This is a genomic window from Penaeicola halotolerans, assembly GCF_016464625.1.
Lineage (GTDB): Bacteria > Bacteroidota > Bacteroidia > Cytophagales > Cyclobacteriaceae > Penaeicola > Penaeicola halotolerans.
In genome coordinates this window covers 237,888-256,122 of record NZ_JAEAGO010000004.1, presented here as the reverse complement: position 1 = coordinate 256,122, position 18,235 = coordinate 237,888, and the positions used below count along the sequence as shown (strand labels likewise).

At 40.8% G+C, this 18,235-nt stretch carries 22 protein-coding genes and 1 tRNA gene; 6 read left to right on the top strand and 17 right to left on the bottom strand.

Annotated elements, in window-relative coordinates; translation table 11 throughout:
* Positions 1–4 precede the first annotated feature (4 nt).
* On the top strand, positions 5–460 hold the full coding sequence (gene coaD, locus I5349_RS12070) for a pantetheine-phosphate adenylyltransferase (protein WP_226391024.1): 456 nt from the start codon (positions 5–7) through the stop codon (positions 458–460).
* Here the strand turns inward: coaD and I5349_RS12065 are convergent.
* On the bottom strand, positions 457–1,134 hold the full coding sequence (locus I5349_RS12065) for an NUDIX hydrolase (RefSeq protein WP_226391023.1): 678 nt from the start codon (positions 1,132–1,134) through the stop codon (positions 457–459). The two genes, coaD and I5349_RS12065, sit on opposite strands and share 4 nt — an antisense overlap.
* A 92-nt stretch (positions 1,135–1,226) precedes the next feature.
* On the opposite strand from I5349_RS12065, the gene pyrE reads away from it, so the two are divergent.
* The gene (pyrE, locus tag I5349_RS12060; protein ID WP_226391022.1) at positions 1,227–1,871 is read left to right on the top strand and encodes an orotate phosphoribosyltransferase; all 645 of its coding nucleotides are present in this window, start codon (positions 1,227–1,229) and stop codon (positions 1,869–1,871) included.
* On the opposite strand, the gene I5349_RS12055 is transcribed toward pyrE, so the two are convergent.
* The 3 genes from I5349_RS12055 to I5349_RS12045 all read right to left on the bottom strand — a co-directional run bounded on the left by I5349_RS12055 (position 1,868) and on the right by I5349_RS12045 (position 4,557).
* On the bottom strand, positions 1,868–2,644 hold the full coding sequence (locus I5349_RS12055; protein ID WP_226391021.1) for a TIGR02757 family protein: 777 nt from the start codon (positions 2,642–2,644) through the stop codon (positions 1,868–1,870). The two genes, pyrE and I5349_RS12055, sit on opposite strands and share 4 nt — an antisense overlap.
* 63 nt (positions 2,645–2,707) lie before the next feature.
* Positions 2,708–3,769, bottom strand: coding sequence for a LysM peptidoglycan-binding domain-containing protein (locus I5349_RS12050; RefSeq protein ID WP_226391020.1), 1,062 nt, complete (start codon positions 3,767–3,769; stop codon positions 2,708–2,710).
* A 5-nt stretch (positions 3,770–3,774) separates the two neighbouring features.
* Complete coding sequence (locus I5349_RS12045; RefSeq protein ID WP_226391019.1) at positions 3,775–4,557, bottom strand: DUF4905 domain-containing protein; 783 nt, start codon at positions 4,555–4,557, stop codon at positions 3,775–3,777.
* Between the two features lie 56 nt (positions 4,558–4,613).
* Between I5349_RS12045 and I5349_RS12040 the strand changes: the two genes are divergently transcribed.
* The 3 genes from I5349_RS12040 to I5349_RS12030 all read left to right on the top strand — a co-directional run bounded on the left by I5349_RS12040 (position 4,614) and on the right by I5349_RS12030 (position 7,178).
* Positions 4,614–5,960, top strand: a complete 1,347-nt coding sequence (locus I5349_RS12040) for an NfeD family protein (RefSeq protein ID WP_226391018.1) — start codon at positions 4,614–4,616, stop codon at positions 5,958–5,960.
* Positions 5,957–6,529 (top strand): glycosyl-4,4'-diaponeurosporenoate acyltransferase CrtO family protein, encoded by a 573-nt coding sequence (locus I5349_RS12035; protein WP_226391017.1) that lies wholly within the window; start codon positions 5,957–5,959, stop codon positions 6,527–6,529. The genes I5349_RS12040 and I5349_RS12035 overlap by 4 nt, the downstream gene beginning before the upstream one ends.
* A gap of 385 nt (positions 6,530–6,914) precedes the next feature.
* Complete coding sequence (locus I5349_RS12030) at positions 6,915–7,178, top strand: hypothetical protein (RefSeq protein WP_226391016.1); 264 nt, start codon at positions 6,915–6,917, stop codon at positions 7,176–7,178.
* A gap of 546 nt (positions 7,179–7,724) precedes the next feature.
* Here the strand turns inward: I5349_RS12030 and I5349_RS12025 are convergent.
* From I5349_RS12025 to I5349_RS12015, 3 genes are read right to left on the bottom strand one after another with little or no spacing between them, the layout of a single operon-like run.
* A complete protein-coding gene (locus I5349_RS12025) occupies positions 7,725–8,378 on the bottom strand; it encodes a hypothetical protein (protein ID WP_226391015.1) in 654 nt (217 codons plus the stop codon).
* A gap of 16 nt (positions 8,379–8,394) precedes the next feature.
* The gene (locus I5349_RS12020) at positions 8,395–9,201 is read right to left on the bottom strand and encodes a hypothetical protein (RefSeq protein WP_226391014.1); all 807 of its coding nucleotides are present in this window, start codon (positions 9,199–9,201) and stop codon (positions 8,395–8,397) included.
* Positions 9,198–10,571, bottom strand: coding sequence for a YopA family protein (locus I5349_RS12015; RefSeq protein ID WP_226391013.1), 1,374 nt, complete (start codon positions 10,569–10,571; stop codon positions 9,198–9,200). Before I5349_RS12015 ends, I5349_RS12020 begins: the two co-directional genes overlap by 4 nt.
* A 439-nt stretch (positions 10,572–11,010) precedes the next feature.
* On the opposite strand from I5349_RS12015, the gene I5349_RS12010 reads away from it, so the two are divergent.
* Entirely contained in the window at positions 11,011–11,490 is a 480-nt protein-coding gene (locus tag I5349_RS12010; RefSeq protein ID WP_226391012.1) for a hypothetical protein, read from the top strand.
* Positions 11,491–11,562: 72 nt separating this feature from the next.
* On the opposite strand, the gene I5349_RS12005 is transcribed toward I5349_RS12010, so the two are convergent.
* The 10 genes from I5349_RS12005 to I5349_RS11960 form a co-directional block, all read right to left on the bottom strand.
* A complete protein-coding gene (locus tag I5349_RS12005) occupies positions 11,563–12,618 on the bottom strand; it encodes a M42 family metallopeptidase (protein WP_226391011.1) in 1,056 nt (351 codons plus the stop codon).
* Between the two features lie 116 nt (positions 12,619–12,734).
* Positions 12,735–12,817, bottom strand: a tRNA-Leu gene (locus tag I5349_RS12000).
* A gap of 117 nt (positions 12,818–12,934) precedes the next feature.
* Positions 12,935–13,375, bottom strand: a complete 441-nt coding sequence (locus tag I5349_RS11995) for a GNAT family N-acetyltransferase (protein WP_226391010.1) — start codon at positions 13,373–13,375, stop codon at positions 12,935–12,937.
* Positions 13,372–14,037 carry a LytR/AlgR family response regulator transcription factor gene (locus I5349_RS11990; RefSeq protein ID WP_226391009.1) on the bottom strand — a complete coding sequence of 222 codons (666 nt, stop codon included), beginning with the start codon at positions 14,035–14,037 and terminating at the stop codon, positions 13,372–13,374. The genes I5349_RS11995 and I5349_RS11990 overlap by 4 nt, the downstream gene beginning before the upstream one ends.
* Entirely contained in the window at positions 14,015–15,085 is a 1,071-nt protein-coding gene (locus I5349_RS11985) for a sensor histidine kinase (RefSeq protein ID WP_226391008.1), read from the bottom strand. The genes I5349_RS11990 and I5349_RS11985 overlap by 23 nt, the downstream gene beginning before the upstream one ends.
* 2 nt (positions 15,086–15,087) lie before the next feature.
* The gene (locus I5349_RS11980) at positions 15,088–15,687 is read right to left on the bottom strand and encodes a hypothetical protein (RefSeq protein ID WP_226391007.1); all 600 of its coding nucleotides are present in this window, start codon (positions 15,685–15,687) and stop codon (positions 15,088–15,090) included.
* A gap of 75 nt (positions 15,688–15,762) precedes the next feature.
* Complete coding sequence (locus tag I5349_RS11975; protein WP_226391006.1) at positions 15,763–16,536, bottom strand: NRDE family protein; 774 nt, start codon at positions 16,534–16,536, stop codon at positions 15,763–15,765.
* A 30-nt stretch (positions 16,537–16,566) separates the two neighbouring features.
* Positions 16,567–16,947, bottom strand: coding sequence for a DUF983 domain-containing protein (locus I5349_RS11970; protein ID WP_226391005.1), 381 nt, complete (start codon positions 16,945–16,947; stop codon positions 16,567–16,569).
* A gap of 132 nt (positions 16,948–17,079) precedes the next feature.
* On the bottom strand, positions 17,080–17,808 hold the full coding sequence (locus I5349_RS11965; protein ID WP_226391004.1) for a 3-keto-disaccharide hydrolase: 729 nt from the start codon (positions 17,806–17,808) through the stop codon (positions 17,080–17,082).
* A 5-nt stretch (positions 17,809–17,813) separates the two neighbouring features.
* Positions 17,814–18,227 (bottom strand): c-type cytochrome, encoded by a 414-nt coding sequence (locus I5349_RS11960; protein WP_226391003.1) that lies wholly within the window; start codon positions 18,225–18,227, stop codon positions 17,814–17,816.
* Between the last annotated feature and the right edge of the window lie 8 nt (positions 18,228–18,235).

Below are 18,235 nucleotides of genomic sequence, written 5' to 3'. Positions count from 1 at the left end.
CTCTATGAAAAGAACAGCACTTTTTCCTGGCTCATTTGATCCATTTACCAAAGGTCATGAGGACATAGTACTCAGAGGACTTGAGCTATTTGATGAGATCATCATAGGGATAGGTTTCAACTCTCAGAAGAATACCCGTTATTTTGAGGTCAATTTTATGGTGGAGAAGATACAAGAAACTTTCAAGGATTATCCACAGGTAAAGGTGATTGTCTTTGCTGAGTTGACGGCTTCACTGGCTAAAAAATACAAGGCTAACTTTCTACTCAGAGGCTTGAGAAATACTACAGACTTTGAATACGAAAACACCATCAGCCAAGTCAATCGTGTGATCAATACCAATCTAGAAACAGTCTTTCTGATCACTTCCCCAAAGTATGCTTACATCAGCTCTACGATCATTCGAGAAGTACACAAATACCAAGGCGATGTGAGTAAGTTTTTGCCTTACAAGCTTTAGACTTTCACTTCCTGTTCTCTAAATCTTTTGTATAAGTAGCGCATCGAAGGGTAGCTATTGTAAAGTGCTTGCAATGCCTCTGTATTATTCAGCCAACGCACATCATCTATGCCTTCTTCTAGCTGAGGTACCATCTGCTGGTCATCCACACAATCCATCGCATACCAGTAAGTTTTCTTGAGGATGCTTTTTCGGTTGAGTGTATAAGTGTGCCAAGTCTTGCAGATAAGCTCTCCTAATTTCACTTTGATACCACACTCCTCCTCTACCTCTCTGACAGCACACTGATCAGGCGTTTCACCTTTCTCAAACTTTCCTTTGGGGAAGTCCCATTTGCCTAATCGGTGGATAAAAAGCACTTTATCTTTCTTTCTCACAACTCCACCCGCGGCTTTGATGATCGTGAAGCGACTTTTGATAAAGTCCTTAACCCAATCACGCTCCTCCGTCACTATCGTGATGCTAGAGAGATGCTTGAGTTTTCTCGTCTTCACGGTAAGCAATAGCTCGATCAAAAAGGCTTCTGTAGGATATCTAATCAAGACATCATCCACAAATTTGGGAGAATTGGGAAAAGGATCTCTCCCGTCCATCTCCACCTCAAATGGCTCATGTCCTGCTAGCTCTTTAGTATCCAGTATGGCTACTGGCTTGTCATTGATGAAAACTACCATCCTGATCGATTAGTCTTTGGCTGAAAATCAAAAATCAAGTAAAATATTCAATTGACAAAAAATCTTTTTTAAAATCTCTCTATTTTAGCCAAATGAATCAAAAATCCGAACAAACTGCCAAAGAGATCGCCTCGATGCTTCTCAAAATCAAGGCTATTCGACTCAATGTAGAAAAACCTTTTCAATGGAGCTCAGGCTGGAAGTCACCTATCTATTGTGATAACCGACTCTCACTGTCATTCCCTGAAGTTAGAAACTATATCAAGCATGCACTAGCAGATGCGATCAAGGAACAATTTATCGGTGTAGAAGCCATTGCAGGTGTAGCTACTGCGGGCATTCCTCAAGGAGCTTTGGTAGCAGATGTGCTTGGACTGCCATTTATCTATGTGCGTTCTAAACCCAAAGGACATGGGATGGAAAATATGATCGAAGGTCTCGTCACTCCTGGTCACAAAGTGGTGGTACTAGAAGACCTTGTCTCCACAGGTGGCAGTTCGCTCAAAGCAGTAGAAGCCTTGAGGGCGGCTGAGTTTGAAGTACTAGGTATGGCTGCCATTTTTACTTATGGCTTTGATCTAGCACAGGAAAATTTTGCAGCAGCTAAGGTGCCATTCATCTGTCTGAGCAATTATGAAATCATGCTGAAAGAAGCGCTGAAAGAGTCATATATCAATGAAGCCCAAGTAGCCACACTTACTGCCTGGAGAAAAGATCCAGCAACCTGGGGCAATTAAAACTTCTCTTCGATTCCCAATCCAAAGAGTGCAAAATCATATTTCACAGGGTCTTGACTATCCAAGACCCTGAGATTTGCTGTCAGTTCGAGTGCTGTCAGCCAATCAGTCTGTTTGCGTGTGATGAGTCCGAGCTTTCGGGCTACTCTATCTACATGCAAGTCACATGGACAGATCAAATCAGCTGGAGAGAGACGCTTCCACAAACCGAAGTCCACACCCTTGTCATCTTGTCTGACCATCCACCGCAGAAACATATTTAATCGCTTACAAGCTGCCTTGCGCACTGGGGTAGCGATGTGCTTGCGTGTACGAGGAGGGAAATCTGGCAAAGAGAAAAATAATTCATGAAACTGGATCAAAGCACTCTCCATACCTTTCCCTTGCTCATAGCCTACTAGAAAAGCTTCCTCCAAGCTCTGGTGACTTTCATAAAACCACCTAAAAAATCTGATGAAATAGAGTGTATCTAGGTCATTGAATGTACGGTGCTTGAAGGTCAAAAAGGGCTTGAGGTCGGACTCTTCATGATGCAGGATGAAATCATGAGGGGCATTGTCCATCAAGTCAAAAAGCTGAATACACTTCTGTATGATAGTCTTTCGTTGTCCCCAAGCTAGGATAGCCGCCCAAAAGCCTGCAATCTCAATGTCTTGAACTTTAGAAAATCGATGTGGAATACTAACGGGATCTAGGGTGATAAAATTGGGCTGATTGTAAGTCAGCACCTTTTCATCTAGGAAATCTTTTAGCTGCGAATTGATTGGCCTCATGATCATTCAATAAAAAAGAGAATCACCGATGTAGTGATTCTCCTTCATGTTATTTCGACTTAATTAGTAAGAAATCTCTACTGGGAATCTAGCATCTACCGCGCGTAATTGTTCAAATGCCGCTTTAGAGATTTTGATCAGTAGCTTATTATTATCTCCCGTAGCAGGAAGTTTACCCACTACTCTAGCGTAGATCTCCATTCCATTCATTTCATTTCTGATCTTCATTACAGAACCAACTTTGGCTGTTCTGTGAAGCACAAGGTATTTCTTATTGTCACTTGGCGTTTCTATCACCTCTGCCAAACCTGCCTCCTTGATTTCTTTCATGGGAGTCATGATCGTGTTTTTCTCGAGCTGATCGATTGCTGCTTCCTTTTGTGCGATGACATGTGCAGGCGGCTTGTTCTCGATCATTTCTTCCTCCTTAGGAGGTATCTCCGTTAAGACTACTGGCTTATTGATTTTGACAGGAACACTCTGCTTTTTCTCGATCTTGACATATTGACCCACAGAGAGTGTATTGCCTTCCATCTCATTGATTTCTTTGATTTGATCTACTGTCTTATCATAGATTCTAGCCAAGGTATATAAGGTCTGTCCCGCCTCTACTTGGTGGTATTTAAAAGTAGAATCCAACTTCACTACAGGCTTAGGTGGCCATACTTCTGTGCCGCTTGTTTGATTGATCTGTGCAACAGAGCTAGTTGGGATTATGATCTCTTGGCCAATACTAATCTCATTAGAGCTGAGGTTATTGGCACGCTTGATCTCGTCTACTGTGACACTGTATATCCTAGAAAGTGTATAAAGCGTCTGACCAGCTTCCACAGTATGTTTCTTTGTAGCACTTGAAGTCTGTGTCGGAGCCTCAGCTATCAAGACCTTGATGATCTGGCCTATTTTGAGTCCCTCAGCCAAGCCTCCATTTTCACTTTTGATCACCTCCACAGAGGCATTATAGCGCCTCGAGATAGAGAAGAGTGTCTCCTTAGGATCTACCTGATGGATGACATAGGTCTTGCCATCTCTTCGCTCCACACCGATAGAATCCATCGGAAGGATCTCAGCTGAGGCAACTAGGACAAAAAAGAAAAAGAAAAGGACTCCGTATATTTTTTTCATTGGTTTCAAGCTAAACTGTAAAAGCAAATTTCCGATTTATTTTTCACATATGATAACGTATCTCCTACAACAATAAATGTTCCCAAAGCAAAACCTTTGACTTCGGGTAGTAAGATATCTTGATGACAGCGTTGACCAGCTCGATCAAAGCATACTAATTCATTGCGTACAGGCTTTTCTTCCGTATAGTAACTTAAGATGATGTGGCTGTCTGTCTCTAAATATTCACACATGCCATGAATACTCACTCCTAGTTTTTCTCTCAAAAATGTGTGAATAGACTCAAAGCCCTCATCTCCCTTTTCATAGAGTTGTACGGTCAGCAAATCCTCTTTGTTAGCAGCAGGACTTTCTGCACCGGGATACATATCACCAGTGAGCAGGTCGAGATACACTGCTCCTCTGTCTTCTCCTAGCTGATGTAAGCCATAAAGCCTATCTCCCGCTAAGTGCAAAAAGGTGAAATCTGGTACTTCATAGCTCATCTCTCCCAACTGCACGTCAAAGACCCAAACTTTGGCATGCTCAGGATTTTGCTTATCCTCAAAAACTTGAAGAATGAGCCAGCGCGCATTGGCAGACAGCATACTTGCTAGCACACCTTCTCCCAAAAATATGTCTTGGTGTAGCAGTTGACCACCCTCAGCATCGATCAAGTGAAAATAACTATCAGGTGTATTGGCTGCTTTGGTTTCGATCCAGTAGGTGCTATTTTCTACTACGGGCAATACCTGCCAAATAGCCTGCTGAAAGTCATGATGAAAACGCGCTACTAATTTTTTAATCACCGTTTAATTTGTCATATTCATTGTAAAATTAAAGCTATCCTTTGGGATTTAAAGAAATGAAGAGATTTTATCCAATAGCATTTTTCTTGATGAGCTGTATGCTCAGTTTCACACTTTTTGGACAGTCGTCCGATACGGACAAAAAAGTCTATGTGATCAACATCAAAGCAGAGATCGATCCTCGTATGAACAGACAAGTCAGTAGAGGATTTGAAGAAGCGGAAAAAGCAGAAGCTGAACTGATCATCTTGCACATCGATACTTATGGTGGTGCGCTTAATGATGCTGATGACATTCGCACCATGGTACTCAATAGTCCGGTGCCAGTCTATGCCTTTATCGACAAAGATGCCGCTAGTGCGGGTGCACTGATCTCGATCGCATGTGACAGTATCTACATGGCTCCTGGTGGAAGCATAGGTGCAGCTACAGTAGTCACAGGAGATGGTCAAGCAGCCCCAGACAAGTACCAGTCCTACATGCGATCTATCATGCGATCTACCGCAGAAGCCAAAGGTAGAGATCCTAAGATAGCCGAAGCCATGGTAGATGAAAGACTCTCTATCCCAGGTATCACAGATGCTGGCCAAGTACTCACCTTTTCTACCTCCGAAGCGATCGCCAATGATTTTTGTGAAGCTCAGGTAAATGATATAGAGGAAATCCTACTCAATCAAGGCATTACTCGCTACGAGATCACCACTTATGAACCTGATGGAATAGAAAAGATCATCGCTCTTTTTCTCAATCCATTTGTCAGTGGAATTCTTATTTTGATCATCATTGGCGGGATTTATTTTGAGTTGCAGACTCCCGGAGTGGGCTTCCCATTAGCAGCCGCTATCACAGCTACGATCCTTTACTTCATCCCTTACTATCTGACTGGTTTGGCCGAAAACTGGGAGATAGTGCTTTTCCTAGTAGGTATCATCCTGCTGGCAGTTGAACTACTGGTCATCCCTGGATTTGGAGTATTTGGTGTGGCAGGCATCGTGGCGATACTTTCTTCGCTCGTCCTCGTTATGGTGGACAATAAAACCTTTGACTTTACTTTTGTCAGTGGTGCTTCTTTATTCTCCGCCATCCTCACGCTTTTACTCGCATTACTTGGAGCCATGGGACTTTTGGTATATGCGGGAGCGCGATTTGATAAGATCGGTATGTTCAAGCGCATCGCTATGGCAGGAACTCAAGAAAGAGCAGCAGGCTATACGTCAAGCTACTATGCTGCTGATATGGTCGGCAAGATCGGTGTCACACATACGGTCTTGAGACCAAGTGGCAAGGTTCTCATCGATGGAGAACTGTATGACGCTTACAGTCGAGGAGAATACATCGAAGCAGGTGTATCCATCACCGTCATCAGTACTGAAGGCACCTCGCTAAAGGTGAAGCAATCATGAGTTTTGCAAAGAAGGTTTTCTTTCCGTTGATCTCACTCTTTTTAGCGTATCGCTCTTATGAGTTAGTAAAGGTGATCCTAAAACTCTCACCAGAGGAAGTGTCTATAGTTGGTGCAGCTAGTCTATCGTTTATGCTGACCTTGTTTGTCACAGGCATATTTGCTTTCGTTGGTTTTGCCTATCCTACACATAGAGTCCTTCCTGCAAGTTATTACGTTGTGAGTAAACCCGAGAGTCTTATGGCACTGTATCGCTTGCTTGGAGTTTCTTACTTTAGAAAGTTTCTGTTAATTACCTTTTGGGGAAAGCCTAAGAACCGAAAGAAGTATTTTGATGGGAGCAAAGCTGGTTTGGCTAACTTTGATTATCAGACGAAGCAATCAGAGTTTGGACATTTGGCTGCTTTTGTATGCCTGAGCTTGTTATCCATCCCGCTGATACAAGCTGAGCACTGGACATTGTTACTTTTTATAACAGTCATCAATGTATTGGCTAACTTTTATCCGATCGTTTTACAGCGCGTGCATCGCATTCAAATCCAAAAGCTTAGGGCTCGGATATTGAGTTAAATCAGCACTAGGATACAACCGATTGACAAAGCCTTAAATAACCTTATACTAGGGGATGACTAGAGGATGACTAGGGGATAAGTAAAGGATAACTAGGGGATGACTAGGGGATAAGTCTAGTTGAAAATGGATATTCTTAGTATATTAGTTAGCCACGAATGCACGAATAGAAAAGTAAAATGAGTGATGGTATCTATCATTAAAAGACATAGCGACACTATCACTTCAAGCCTGAGGACTGGCTCAATGAGGAGCAGATGGCAGAATATAAAAAGCCCTGGAACATCAAGACCAAGCCAGCTCCAAAGCCTGAGCAAGGTTCGCTAAGCTTTGCGCCATCAGATACGACACCTTTTTAAAGTAAAAAGAATAAACTAACATGAAAATGTCAAAAGAACCAATACCATTTCAAACGGCTCTGGTATCAGCGGGTGAAGTGCTGCAAAAGCAATATGAAAATCAAAAGGTAAAGAAAGTCTATATACAGGTTTTTGAAAAGCCTTTGCAGGATGAGAAGCTAGTCAAGGAGATTGATGCTACAAATATGAGCCTTGAAGAAAACTATGCAAAAAGAACAGAGCTGTACGGTTCTGACTACCCAATGGATAAGTATCAGATAGTAGTGACAGGGAAATTGGTCAAATGTTAATAATAACTTATCTTGAATACGATATGAAAAATACAAAAAAGCCAATTCCAGAAAAATGCACTTGCGAAAAGCCATTTCCTGTAAGAGCGGAGGGAAATAAGTTTTCGAGCTGCTTGATATGCGGTGCTCGACTTAAAAAAAGGTTTAGGACCCTCAAAAATCCCAACAGCTACGAGTAGAGGTATTGACTAAAAAAATCTCTACCAAAGGCAAGAGCCTCAAAAGAGGCTCTTTTTACTTAGGGTTTAATTGGAGTGACTACAGGCAAAATACTGGATAAGCTCAATCTACCATCATTTTCAACAATCAAAACTGTAGAAACCTTATATACTTGTCCTGTGGTAACATTTACCCTTCTGGATTTTAAAACTATCTTATTCATTATCAGTATTTTTTCATAAAGGTAAGCGCCTATCTTATGCAGTTATCCACAATCAATGAACACTATAAAAGGGAGAGATCAAAGCTGAATAACGACTAAAAACCTAATCGAATAGAGTAAAATATCCACATTTTTGAAACAGTTTAAAGTGAAAATTTTCACACCTAATTCCTTAATTCCTTCTCTAAAGACTCAAGGAAGGTTCTTAAATGTTGTGAATAAACTTCTCCAATATTCTTTACTTCATCAATACTAAGTTCATTATTTTGAGCTAAATTTAAATAAAGCTCATCAACAGCTTTCTTGTAAGATGAAGATGTACTAATTACATCACTTAATCCAATAGAATCGAAGTCAATAGAAAATAAATGTTCATATCTAGTATTAAAAACAAAAATAAACGCATGAAAATCAATCAATTGAAGAATTTTATCACTTAAACTCTGTAAAATAAAATCACGCTTAAGATTATTTTTTCTGTTATAATGAATAAAATAGTACCCAATTTTATTTATTATAGTTACTTGATCTAAAAGTTTATCAAATGCCTCTCTTCTTCGCTCACGAATCAATGCACTTTCATTTTCCTGTGCTGAGTTTTTATGAATCTCAATAGAAATTCTAGCTAATACTAATAAACTAGTGATACTCACAATAAGACCTACAGTACCATTTAAGTAGGTAGCAAAGTCAGACCAATGAGCTGGATTAGCTGAATAATCAAGACTATGAAAATTCCAGATAAAACTGAAAATCGGTAAAAGCCCCAAAAAAACAGCTGCCAATAAATAGGGTAAATACTTAAAAGATTTAGCCATAAGAAATTAATAAATTTTAGATAATACCTAAATTATGTTGATCAAAAAGCTTTAATATATCATCGGTTTTCATATAGGGAAAATTAAAATTACTTACTCTCTCTCTAAAAAGATTAACCTCTTCTTCAGTGTAGGGTCTTCCGTGCTCAATTGAATAATCTTGAATAACTTTAATAATCAGATCAGTTGAAGATAAAATATTCGATTTGATTAAAGGAGGAAACTTCCTTTGATGTCTAATAGCATAATTCATATCTCTTCTAAGATTTTCAATCTGTTCAATTATATATTTTGATTCAGATATCTCACTTTTCTGTAAGCTCGAGGGAGCTATACTTCTACCAAAGCTTTTTAAGAATGGGGAATAATCAGGATCTGCTTTAGATTTAACTATTGATGCCCTAACTTTTTCCAATAGCTCAGCCTTGAAGGCTACAATCTCTGAAAATCGTAAAGTAGAAGGATAACTCAAATGCTCTATACCAGAAGTATCAAAGGAAAAATTGGTTAATTCATCCTTTACTATGATAGTGGGCTTATCAAAGGCAAGTCTTAGCCCTAATTCAAACATCACATTAGGATTTTTTGAGCTTACATCACAAACTACTACATCATTAAAATAAAGATTGTTGACAATCCTCTCCTGGATCAAACCTACAGCATTATCATGACTAACCAATTTTGTTTCAAACTCAGGAGCTGGCATAGCTTGCTTGAAAATATTCAAAACATCTCCCCAGTGGCTATGTTTGTACGAGTCATGTTTTGATATAGGCATCACAATGCCACACTGAATAGGTGTAATAACATTTTCTTTTGTCATATCATTGAATTTTTATTCCAAGGCACTGGTTTAAAACTATTATATCCGTTAAACCTATCTCTGTAAGAATTTTGATAATTTAAATATTTTAATATCGATAACTCTAAGTAGGTTATAGATAATTTATGTACCTCAAGTAAAACCCCTGAAGTATACTCTACATTATTACGATTATCCTCAGATGAAGAGTGTATAATTTTGTTTCTAACATCAGTTATCAATCGAGGACCATCATAATTATTTAAATTATTATCCTTCAAGAATTGATGTGTATTATATAGTTCGGACGGAATCTCTAAAGGAAAATTTATTTGTGCCAGAATAAGACGGATTTTATTAGATGCATATAAATTTTTTACATCATTACCCGCAAATAAAAGTTTGCCTTCTTCAACAATCCAAAAGTTAAAAACATACTCAAGAGCAGTTTGTAACATTATTATAGCTCCCTCGACTGCTCCTGATAGTTTATTTGCTTCTATATACCAATGTAGAATATTTATTAAAAACTTCTGGCTTTTCCCTTCTTCCAGTTTCGAAGAAAATTCAGTAAATAAAGCATTAATATTAGGATAATAATTAACAATCCAACTTGGAGTAGTCTTATATGAGTCATATTGATAGGCAGTATAATCAGTCCATCTTTTCACTCCTTTTTGTAAACCACTATAAAAAAGAGGACCGGTCCAGAAACCATTAATAAATGATAAAAACCTAAATAAATAATTTTTTAAGTTAGCTAGCTCACTAGATGAAATTACTCCCTTTTTACTTGTAATCCTTCCTGCATACAATAGATGGTACCCACCTACAGCCTCCAACATTTTTTTCCGCTCTTGATAATCTGGTAATCGATCTATCTCAATTATCAAATTCTTAAACTCAAATTTTAATCTTGAATTTATAGAACGAATTTTTTTGGAATTTCCAATAATATTTACTCTAGATCCAAATAACTCAATCAAATTAGGTATCGAGAAATAGACCTCATCAACAGTTAATTCTTCATCTCCTAAAATAGTATGACCGAAAAATTTTAATGAAATACTCACATAAGATTGTGGAAGTAATTTTATAGAAGTACAGTAGCATTTACCTATTGGTAACCCATCTTTAAAAAAATTAATTTCTTTCTTTAAGGTAGAGCTATCTTCAGTTATGATATATCCATTAAATTGTAGAGATATAGATGGTTGCCAAGTAAATAAAATTTGACCATTTGCCTTAAATATTTTACCACCACATTCAATCTCATACTCACCATCATCAACTTCTAAATAATAATTAGGGTCTAATATATCTATTTTTAAATCAATGATTTCTGAGATAGAACTTTTTGTTTCATCCGAATCTCTAAATCCATTTTCCATTGTGGAAGTAGTTGAGTAAATAAAATATTTGAAATATTATATAACTAAGACTTTAGTAAAAAGTAGCTATTTTGACCGTTTTTGAAAGTGCGGAAAAGTGGTGTTACTTTGTTACATTGTTACAATATATATAAAATATAAAAATACTACACAATAAGGCACTTTTCTTCGTAACGCCAATGTAACAGATGTAACAAATCTCAAATATTTGCAGCCATTAACTGGAGAAACCATGTAACATTTTTTTGACCGATGTAAAGGATTTGTAACAAAATCATTCATGAGAGCAAAAGGAAATGGATGCGGATTGATTGTACATTTTCAATACTTCTAAAACAAGATTAAAAAACATTCATGCATTCGTGGCAAAAATTGAAACACCTGACAATATTTTTTAATATATTTATTATCAAATACTTACCACCCTAACAATCCTTCTATGAAATCAAAAATCACCTTCCTTTTCGTGGCTTTGCTACTGAGTAGTGCAGCCATGGCGCAGTTTAAATCGATCAATTACAAAGGCAGTCCTGCCTTTGTGCATGAGAAGACCCCAGCGGATTTCCCAGCTTATTTTCAAAACAATCCCATCTGTGAAGACAATCTAAGCCCTTCAGATGCCAAAGGTCGCTGTGTCACACTAAATGCAGATGGCACGGGCTTCTTTCAAAATGACTACTACAATGCCAATGACCAACCAGCAACTCCTATCAAATGGAATGTAGTCTGCAATGACAAAGGGGAAACGCTCAAATTTGAAAGTGAAGGCCGCACGCAATACTTGGTAGTGATGGAATACCAAAACGAATACTATTCCGTGAAGCCAAAAGAACTAGGCAGATTGGTTTGTACCCTCTTAAAATCAGCTGATGGGACTGTAATTCGGGTATTGATCGACTCCAAGTACAGAGACCTTTGAGCGAACTTATTTCAAACAAAAAAGGTGACACCTCAGCAGTGTCACCTTTTTTTATGCTTCTATATCTTTGGCTCAATGAGACCAATCGTACTGATCTATCTTCTCTAAACAAGCTTTCAGCAAAGCGATACAGTCTAAGATGTCTTGCTTGTGTGCCATCTCAATCACTTGGTGCAAGTGACGCGTAGGAATGGAGATCGCTCCTGCGATAGCACCTTGCTTACCCATGCGCTGCACGCCAGCTGTATCTGTACCTCCTGCTGGAAGGATCTCTGGCTGCCAAGTGATCTTCGCTTGGTCAGCTGTTTGTTTCATGAAGGCTACCATGCGGTAGTCACAGATCGTCATAGAATCCATGATCTTGATAGCCGCTCCCTTGCCGAGCTGGGTGATGCGCTCATGTGCTTGTGCTCCGGGTAGGTCATAAGCGATGGTCGTATCTAGCGCGATCCCAAAGTCAGGATTTACGCTGTGCGCGGCTACATTGGCACCACGGATACCGACTTCCTCCTGCACGGTGAAGACCGCATGGATATCATAGGGTACCGAATGCCCCTTGAGTTGCTTGAGGGTCTCGATGAGGATAAACACCGCCACACGGTTATCGATAGACTTGGCATTGACACAGTCACCGATCTCAATGAGTTCACGCTCACGGGTGATCGGATCTCCCACCTGGATATACTTGAGTACTTCTTCCTTGCTCATACCCATGTCGATGAAGTAGTCTTCCATCACTGGTTTCTTGTTGCGCTCGTCTGGAGACATCACGTGGATCGGCTTGCTACCCATCACGCCCACCAAGTCCTTTTTGCCATGGATGATCACACGCTGTGCAGTGAGTGTCTTCGGATCGAAACCGCCCAAGGTCGTGAACTTCACAAAGCCATTGTCATCTATGTGCGTGACGATGAATCCGATCTCATCCATGTGCGCTGCCACCATTACACGCTTGCCGTTACCAGCCTTACCGCGCTTGATCGCGTGCACATTTCCGAGGTTGTCTACACTGATTTCATCTACTAGAGGCGTGACTTCCTTGAGCACTAGTGCGCGTACACGAGCTTCAAAGCCAGGTGCGCCTGGGGTTTTACAGATTTCACTGAGTAAAGGTATGTTGAGTTTCATAAGGTCTTATTTTGACAGTAAAATTAAGGCCAATCTCGGAGAATACAACCCTAAGCAATGGAGGGATGTTGAGAGAAGGGTATAAAAAAAGCCCTTCTTCGTAAAGAAAGGCTTTGTGCGCACGAGAAGATTCGAACTTCCACACCCGTAGGGCACCACCCCCTCAAGATGGCGTGTCTACCAATTTCACCACGTGCGCTCAAGGGATGACAAAAGTACACATCCCATACTATTCTTGCAAGCCTACCAAGCCTATTTGACTAATATTTTTATGCCTGCCCACTAAGTGTTTGAGGGACAAGTCCAAAACTATCTCTTAGCTGAGTTTTTTCTCCAAAAGTATCCTGTAGTCTGCGATGCTATCTGCCTTTTCTTTGCTCACTCCGATTAGGTCAAAGCCATCACTGAGTGCAAAGTGCAGCATGCCCTTGAAGCGATTGCGGGTCTTGAGCTGGATAGTCTCAAAGCCTTGATCACACACCCAAGCTACCTGCACATCTGCTAACTGCTGTGCGATGCCTTGCCCTCTATATGCGGGGATGACTCCTCCCATCCAAGTGTAGAAAACGCTATCTGAGAGCGCATAGCCCATCTTGACGCCCACTGCTAAATCTCGATCGTATGCGACTAGAATTAAGGCGGTCTTCCCCTCTAGTCGCTGGGCAAACTTTGCTATCGGCTGCAAAGCAACAAACTCTGGGATTTGTTCAAGCACCTGGTAGGCTTTGGCTAAGGAAGTGGTCTTGATCTCGATCATAATTTCTGTACTACAGATTCTTTATAACTCGCGCCTATGGGAATCATGACACCTGCTACGGAGAGTTGGTTGCCTTCTAGGTAAGCGATCGCAGACTTGGCTACGATGTAGGACTTGTGCACGCGCATGAAAAGCCCACTGGGAATTCGCTCTTCGATAGATTTTAAGGACTCAGAAAGCACTAGGCTCTTGTCTTTGGTAAAAAGCTTCACATAATCTCCCCAAGCTTGGATATAGAGGATATCGGCATGATTGACTTGATAGAGTTTTTTATCAGCTTTGACGAGGATGGTTGAGCTAGGGCTATGTTGTGCTTGTAGCTTTTGAGCCTTACTGACTGCCTTGACAAATCGCTCAAAACTAAATGGCTTGAGTAAAAAGTCCACCACATCCAGTTCGTAGCCTTCTATGGCATATTGATCATAAGCTGTAGTAAAGATCACCATCGGTGGATGCTGTAGTGACTTGAGCAAACTGAGGCCAGATAACTTAGGCATGTTGATATCCAAAAAAAGCAGGTCTACCGATTCCTTTTCTAGGTGATCGAGTGCTGCGATGGCATGTTCATAGCTCCCTACCAACTGAAGAGAAGGCATGTCATTGATATAGGTCATCAAGATCTCGCGTGCGATCGGCTCGTCATCTACTATCAGACAGGTCATCTTGTGTGAGTTTTAAACTAAGAGTAGCAAGATACTGATTATCTTTTTGAATATGACTGAGTGTATGTGCCTCAGGATATAGGAGTGCTAGGCGCTTTTCGAGATTTGAGAGTCCCAGTCCACCAGTAGTTTTATCAAGAGACACCTTATCTGAAGCGACTAAATTATTGATCACTGTCAGGTCCAAGCGATTCTTTGATACCTTTATCGTGATGGTCACAAAGGTGCCTTGAACATCTGCTTTCACACCATGTTTGAAGGCATTTTCTATCAGTGGCAGCAATAGCAAAGGCGCTATCTTCTGTTCTGACACCTCACCTACCACCTCCAAACTAACCTGTGAATTAACCCCTATCCGCAGTCGCTGTAAGTCGATGTATTCTCTCAGCATTTCTATCTCCTGCGCCAGTAGCACTTGGCTTTGATTGGTCTCATAGAGCAAGTAGCGCATGGTATTGGATAGCTTCAAGATCACCTCTGGAGTATTGGGATCACGCTTGAGCGACATGCCGTAGATATTGTTGAGGGTATTGAAAAGCAGGTGTGGGTCGAGCTGTGCTTTAAGTGCCTTGAGCTCCACTGCGGTCTTCTGCTGCTCTATGAGTGCCAACTGTTGGCTCGCCTGTATGGCCTCAAAATAACTGCTAGACATGGTCAAAAGTGCAGTCAGTACTAAGTATACTAAATGGATAACAAAAAGCTCCTCAAAGTCATAGTAGGAAATCACATAAACTCCTTCTAAGATATAGTCGGTGATATGGTTAAAATAAAATTCATTGGCCAACGCTCCGATACTTGCCAAACCTAAAAGTCCCAGTACAAAGAGTGCATATTGTCTCTTTTGAGAAAGCAAAGGCATCAAACAGCTACGACAGAGATACACCACAGCGATGAGTGTGAGGTGAAAGCTCAACACATAATAGAAATCTGCCAGAGGATACAGCAAGATATTGGTGAGGCTTGGACTTTTGGTGATTTGAAAAAAGATCACCATCGAGACCAGCCATAGCAACAAGTGCCATATCCAAGTATGCTTTCGCTTTTGCATGATCATGGGCGTGTTATTTTGGTAAGGCTAGCTTCTTCTTCAAAAGCCTTTTCTACCCCGCCATATTTGGCGAGAAACTTCTTCAGATCATCTGTCGAGGCAGTCAGCAGAAAATCTCCGCTAGACCTCATCCCTTTAGTAGGACTATTCAATACTTCATGCTTGATGCGCAGTTGATTTTTACTCAGGACTTCTTTGAGAAAATCATATTCAAACTGGCTGATAAATAGTTGATCCTTTGTCCAACGCACTTTCATGAAAGTATGTGTGGTGACCAAGTGATTATTTACAAGAGAGGAGGTTTCCTCCGCGAGGTCTGCTTCCATGGGATAAAAATCAAAGAAATAGTGATCGCCTAGCTTGACCAGACCTGCATAAAAAGTCGAGGTCTTATCATCACCCTCTCGATGGGTAAGTTGATAGCCTTTGAATGATCCTTCCTCATAGAATTCAAATGCCCAGATGTCATCGTCTATTTGCCAATCACCTACAACTTCCTTGAGTTGAAGGAGGTCTTCTGGATGATAGATCGGATGGATAGAGGAGATACAAGAGGCTAGTAGCAGTAGCCAAGCGATGATGGCATATTTTGTCTTTTTCATGATGGATAAAATTTGATATACCCGAAGGTCACCAATCTAATGAATCGCCACAAAAAAACTCGACCAACACCCTGATTATCTCGATGAATGCTGGAAAATCAACTTTTGATCTTGATAAATATTAGGGTCAGCTGCATAGCTTCGCTCAAGTAATGTCACTTGACCATCTTTGCCCCAGAGCACTACGGTGCTACTCACTGTGCCATAGCCCTCCATACGGATAAACTCAGCAGAGAGTGCTTCCTCCACCGCAGTAGGCACACCAGTTTTGGGTAGTTTAGCTGGGTCTTTGACGCGCGTATCGTCCGTGAGGAGTGTGATCAAAGAATCTGCCTCAAGTTCCTTTACTTTGATAGCCTCTTGGAGTTTACTTTTAGCACTTTTGAGTTTTGGCCAAGGAGTATCTAGTAGGGCATTGCTTATTCCGTAAACACCAGGATTTAGTATAGAAGGCTTAGAGGCATAGTTGGACACATAGCCCACTTGACCTACTGCATACACGAGCATGTTGAACCCATGGTATTTATTAGCTTTCTCTTGTAGGTATTTGACATATTCTGAAGGGCTTTTTTTACCTTTTAAAAAATCAAGTGGCAACTCTCCTCTACTGGGCGCCTGAGACTTTGACGCTGAGAGATCTCTATAATTAGTCAGCGCAGCCAATCGACCTTCTGCTGGATGAATGCCCAACCATGTGCCACCAGCTTTCAAATCCTTGCCTGCTATGATAGGCTGATCTTTCCATTCATGTAAGGCTCGTGTCGGTCTTGCAAAAAACTCGTCTCTATTGCCCACTAAGATCAGATCATAATCAGGATGCACTTGGTAAGCAAAGGTGATCAGGCACATAATAGCTCGTTTAGGTAACTAGTATAGGGCTTATCTTCTTTTCTTTTTGTACAAAGAACCACTCCAAGCATAGAGATAAAGTACTTTAGAGTAGCGTAGCATCAAGGGCAAAAGCAAGATATTAGAAACAACCACCGCAGTCAAGTACATCCAAGTCTCTGGGTCTCCGTGGATCACATAGAGGGCTACCCCCACCGCGACAAAGAGTGCCACCGAAAAGGCATAACTGATATACATCGCGCCATAATAAAAATCAGGCTCAGGCATCAGATTCGCTTCACAGTGTGAACAGACAGGGTTGACATCTGTCAGCTTGCGGTAAGAGACCACAGATACAGGAAACATATCTCCCGTTTTGCAGACTGGACATTTGGCAGAGAGCATGCCTTGCAATTTACTTTTCTCACTCATGGTAGTTGCTTATGATGGTTCATATTTATAATCACTAAAGTAAGCAATTGATTCCATCCTTTGGTGACAAAAAACACAGAAGGTCTGCCCCCTAGTGTTAAGTGAGCAGACCATCTATTGATTTAGGGTATTTTAAAGCTTCTTTAGCTCAATATTTCTATACCACACTTCATCTCCGTGATCTTGCAGGGCGATTTTTCCTTTTTTGAAAGTACCAAAGCCCGGCATGTCTTTAAACTTGCTTCCAGCGATCATCTCCTCCCATTCTGGAGTCCACATAGTGGTAGAGACGATATTGACGCCATTGAGGTAGAAGTCTAGCTTACCATCTTGAGAAACGATCTCTGCTAGATTCCATTCACCTACTGGCTTGACTGGTTCACTACTTGAGGCGATTAAATCATAAAGGTCTCCAGCTCTGTGAGTTTCGATTTTGGCATCAGGATGACCATCATTGTCCAAGACTTGCATCTCAGGACCTGTACTCCATGGATAAGGATACTCCTCCGACTCATGCACATAAATCATGATACCACTGTTGCCGTTTTTGGCAATCTTCCATTCGAGTTTTAAATGAAAATCCTCAAACTCCTCTTCCGTGACGATATCTCCACCGTCTGCTACTTGCCAGTCATCTTTATTAGTAGCATCGAGGTAGATGGCACCATCCTGCACTTGCCAAGCTTTACCTACAGGAGCTCCACCGTATTTAGTCCAGCCTGTGAAGCTTTCCCCATCAAATAAGCTTATCCACTCTGACGTCTCTGTCTCTACTGTTGCGGATGCTTCTTCTGTTTCAGTTTTTGGCCCACAAGCGACTATCACACTTAGGGACAATGCGGTTAAAAGTGTCTTCTTCATGATGTTTATTTTAAGAGTAAAATATATTTGACCATATCTTCTGCATCTTCCTGACTCAGATTTGCATGAGGTGTCATTGGTACCTCTCCCCAATTGCCTACACCCCCTTTGATGATCTTTTCAGCCAGCATGGTGACATTCTCTGGAGTAGCTTCGTACTTGGCTGCGATCTCAGCATAAGTAGGCCCTACGATCTTTTTCTCCTCCATGTGACAGCTGCCACAGTCAGAGTTATTGACTTTAGCTACCCCTGTGATGTAGATGGGATCGTCTTTGTACTTATCTGCTAGTGAAACTTTTGGCGTAGCATTGGGTACTCGTGCAGTTGTTTCCTTTTTCTCTTGAGATTCGCCTCCACAAGCTACTATGAAGAGACCGATGCCAAAAGCGAATGTAACGATGGTGTGATTGATTTTCATGGATAATT

Bases quoted from the DNA above. Each gene is read 5' to 3' on its own strand.
- coaD (WP_226391024.1), top strand. From the start codon at position 5: ATGAAAAGAACAGCACTTTTTCCTGGCTCATTTGATCCATTTACCAAA.
- I5349_RS12065 (WP_226391023.1), bottom strand. From the start codon at position 1,134: ATGGTAGTTTTCATCAATGACAAGCCAGTAGCCATACTGGATACTAAA.
- pyrE (WP_226391022.1), top strand. From the start codon at position 1,227: ATGAATCAAAAATCCGAACAAACTGCCAAAGAGATCGCCTCGATGCTT.
- I5349_RS12055 (WP_226391021.1), bottom strand. From the start codon at position 2,644: ATGAGGCCAATCAATTCGCAGCTAAAAGATTTCCTAGATGAAAAGGTG.
- I5349_RS12050 (WP_226391020.1), bottom strand. From the start codon at position 3,769: ATGAAAAAAATATACGGAGTCCTTTTCTTTTTCTTTTTTGTCCTAGTT.
- I5349_RS12040 (WP_226391018.1), top strand. From the start codon at position 4,614: ATGAAGAGATTTTATCCAATAGCATTTTTCTTGATGAGCTGTATGCTC.
- I5349_RS12035 (WP_226391017.1), top strand. From the start codon at position 5,957: ATGAGTTTTGCAAAGAAGGTTTTCTTTCCGTTGATCTCACTCTTTTTA.
- I5349_RS12030 (WP_226391016.1), top strand. From the start codon at position 6,915: ATGTCAAAAGAACCAATACCATTTCAAACGGCTCTGGTATCAGCGGGT.
- I5349_RS12025 (WP_226391015.1), bottom strand. From the start codon at position 8,378: ATGGCTAAATCTTTTAAGTATTTACCCTATTTATTGGCAGCTGTTTTT.
- I5349_RS12020 (WP_226391014.1), bottom strand. From the start codon at position 9,201: ATGACAAAAGAAAATGTTATTACACCTATTCAGTGTGGCATTGTGATG.
- I5349_RS12015 (WP_226391013.1), bottom strand. From the start codon at position 10,571: ATGGAAAATGGATTTAGAGATTCGGATGAAACAAAAAGTTCTATCTCA.
- I5349_RS12010 (WP_226391012.1), top strand. From the start codon at position 11,011: ATGAAATCAAAAATCACCTTCCTTTTCGTGGCTTTGCTACTGAGTAGT.
- I5349_RS12005 (WP_226391011.1), bottom strand. From the start codon at position 12,618: ATGAAACTCAACATACCTTTACTCAGTGAAATCTGTAAAACCCCAGGC.
- I5349_RS11995 (WP_226391010.1), bottom strand. From the start codon at position 13,375: ATGATCGAGATCAAGACCACTTCCTTAGCCAAAGCCTACCAGGTGCTT.
- I5349_RS11990 (WP_226391009.1), bottom strand. From the start codon at position 14,037: ATGACCTGTCTGATAGTAGATGACGAGCCGATCGCACGCGAGATCTTG.
- I5349_RS11985 (WP_226391008.1), bottom strand. From the start codon at position 15,085: ATGCAAAAGCGAAAGCATACTTGGATATGGCACTTGTTGCTATGGCTG.
- I5349_RS11980 (WP_226391007.1), bottom strand. From the start codon at position 15,687: ATGAAAAAGACAAAATATGCCATCATCGCTTGGCTACTGCTACTAGCC.
- I5349_RS11975 (WP_226391006.1), bottom strand. From the start codon at position 16,536: ATGTGCCTGATCACCTTTGCTTACCAAGTGCATCCTGATTATGATCTG.
- I5349_RS11970 (WP_226391005.1), bottom strand. From the start codon at position 16,947: ATGAGTGAGAAAAGTAAATTGCAAGGCATGCTCTCTGCCAAATGTCCA.
- I5349_RS11965 (WP_226391004.1), bottom strand. From the start codon at position 17,808: ATGAAGAAGACACTTTTAACCGCATTGTCCCTAAGTGTGATAGTCGCT.
- I5349_RS11960 (WP_226391003.1), bottom strand. From the start codon at position 18,227: ATGAAAATCAATCACACCATCGTTACATTCGCTTTTGGCATCGGTCTC.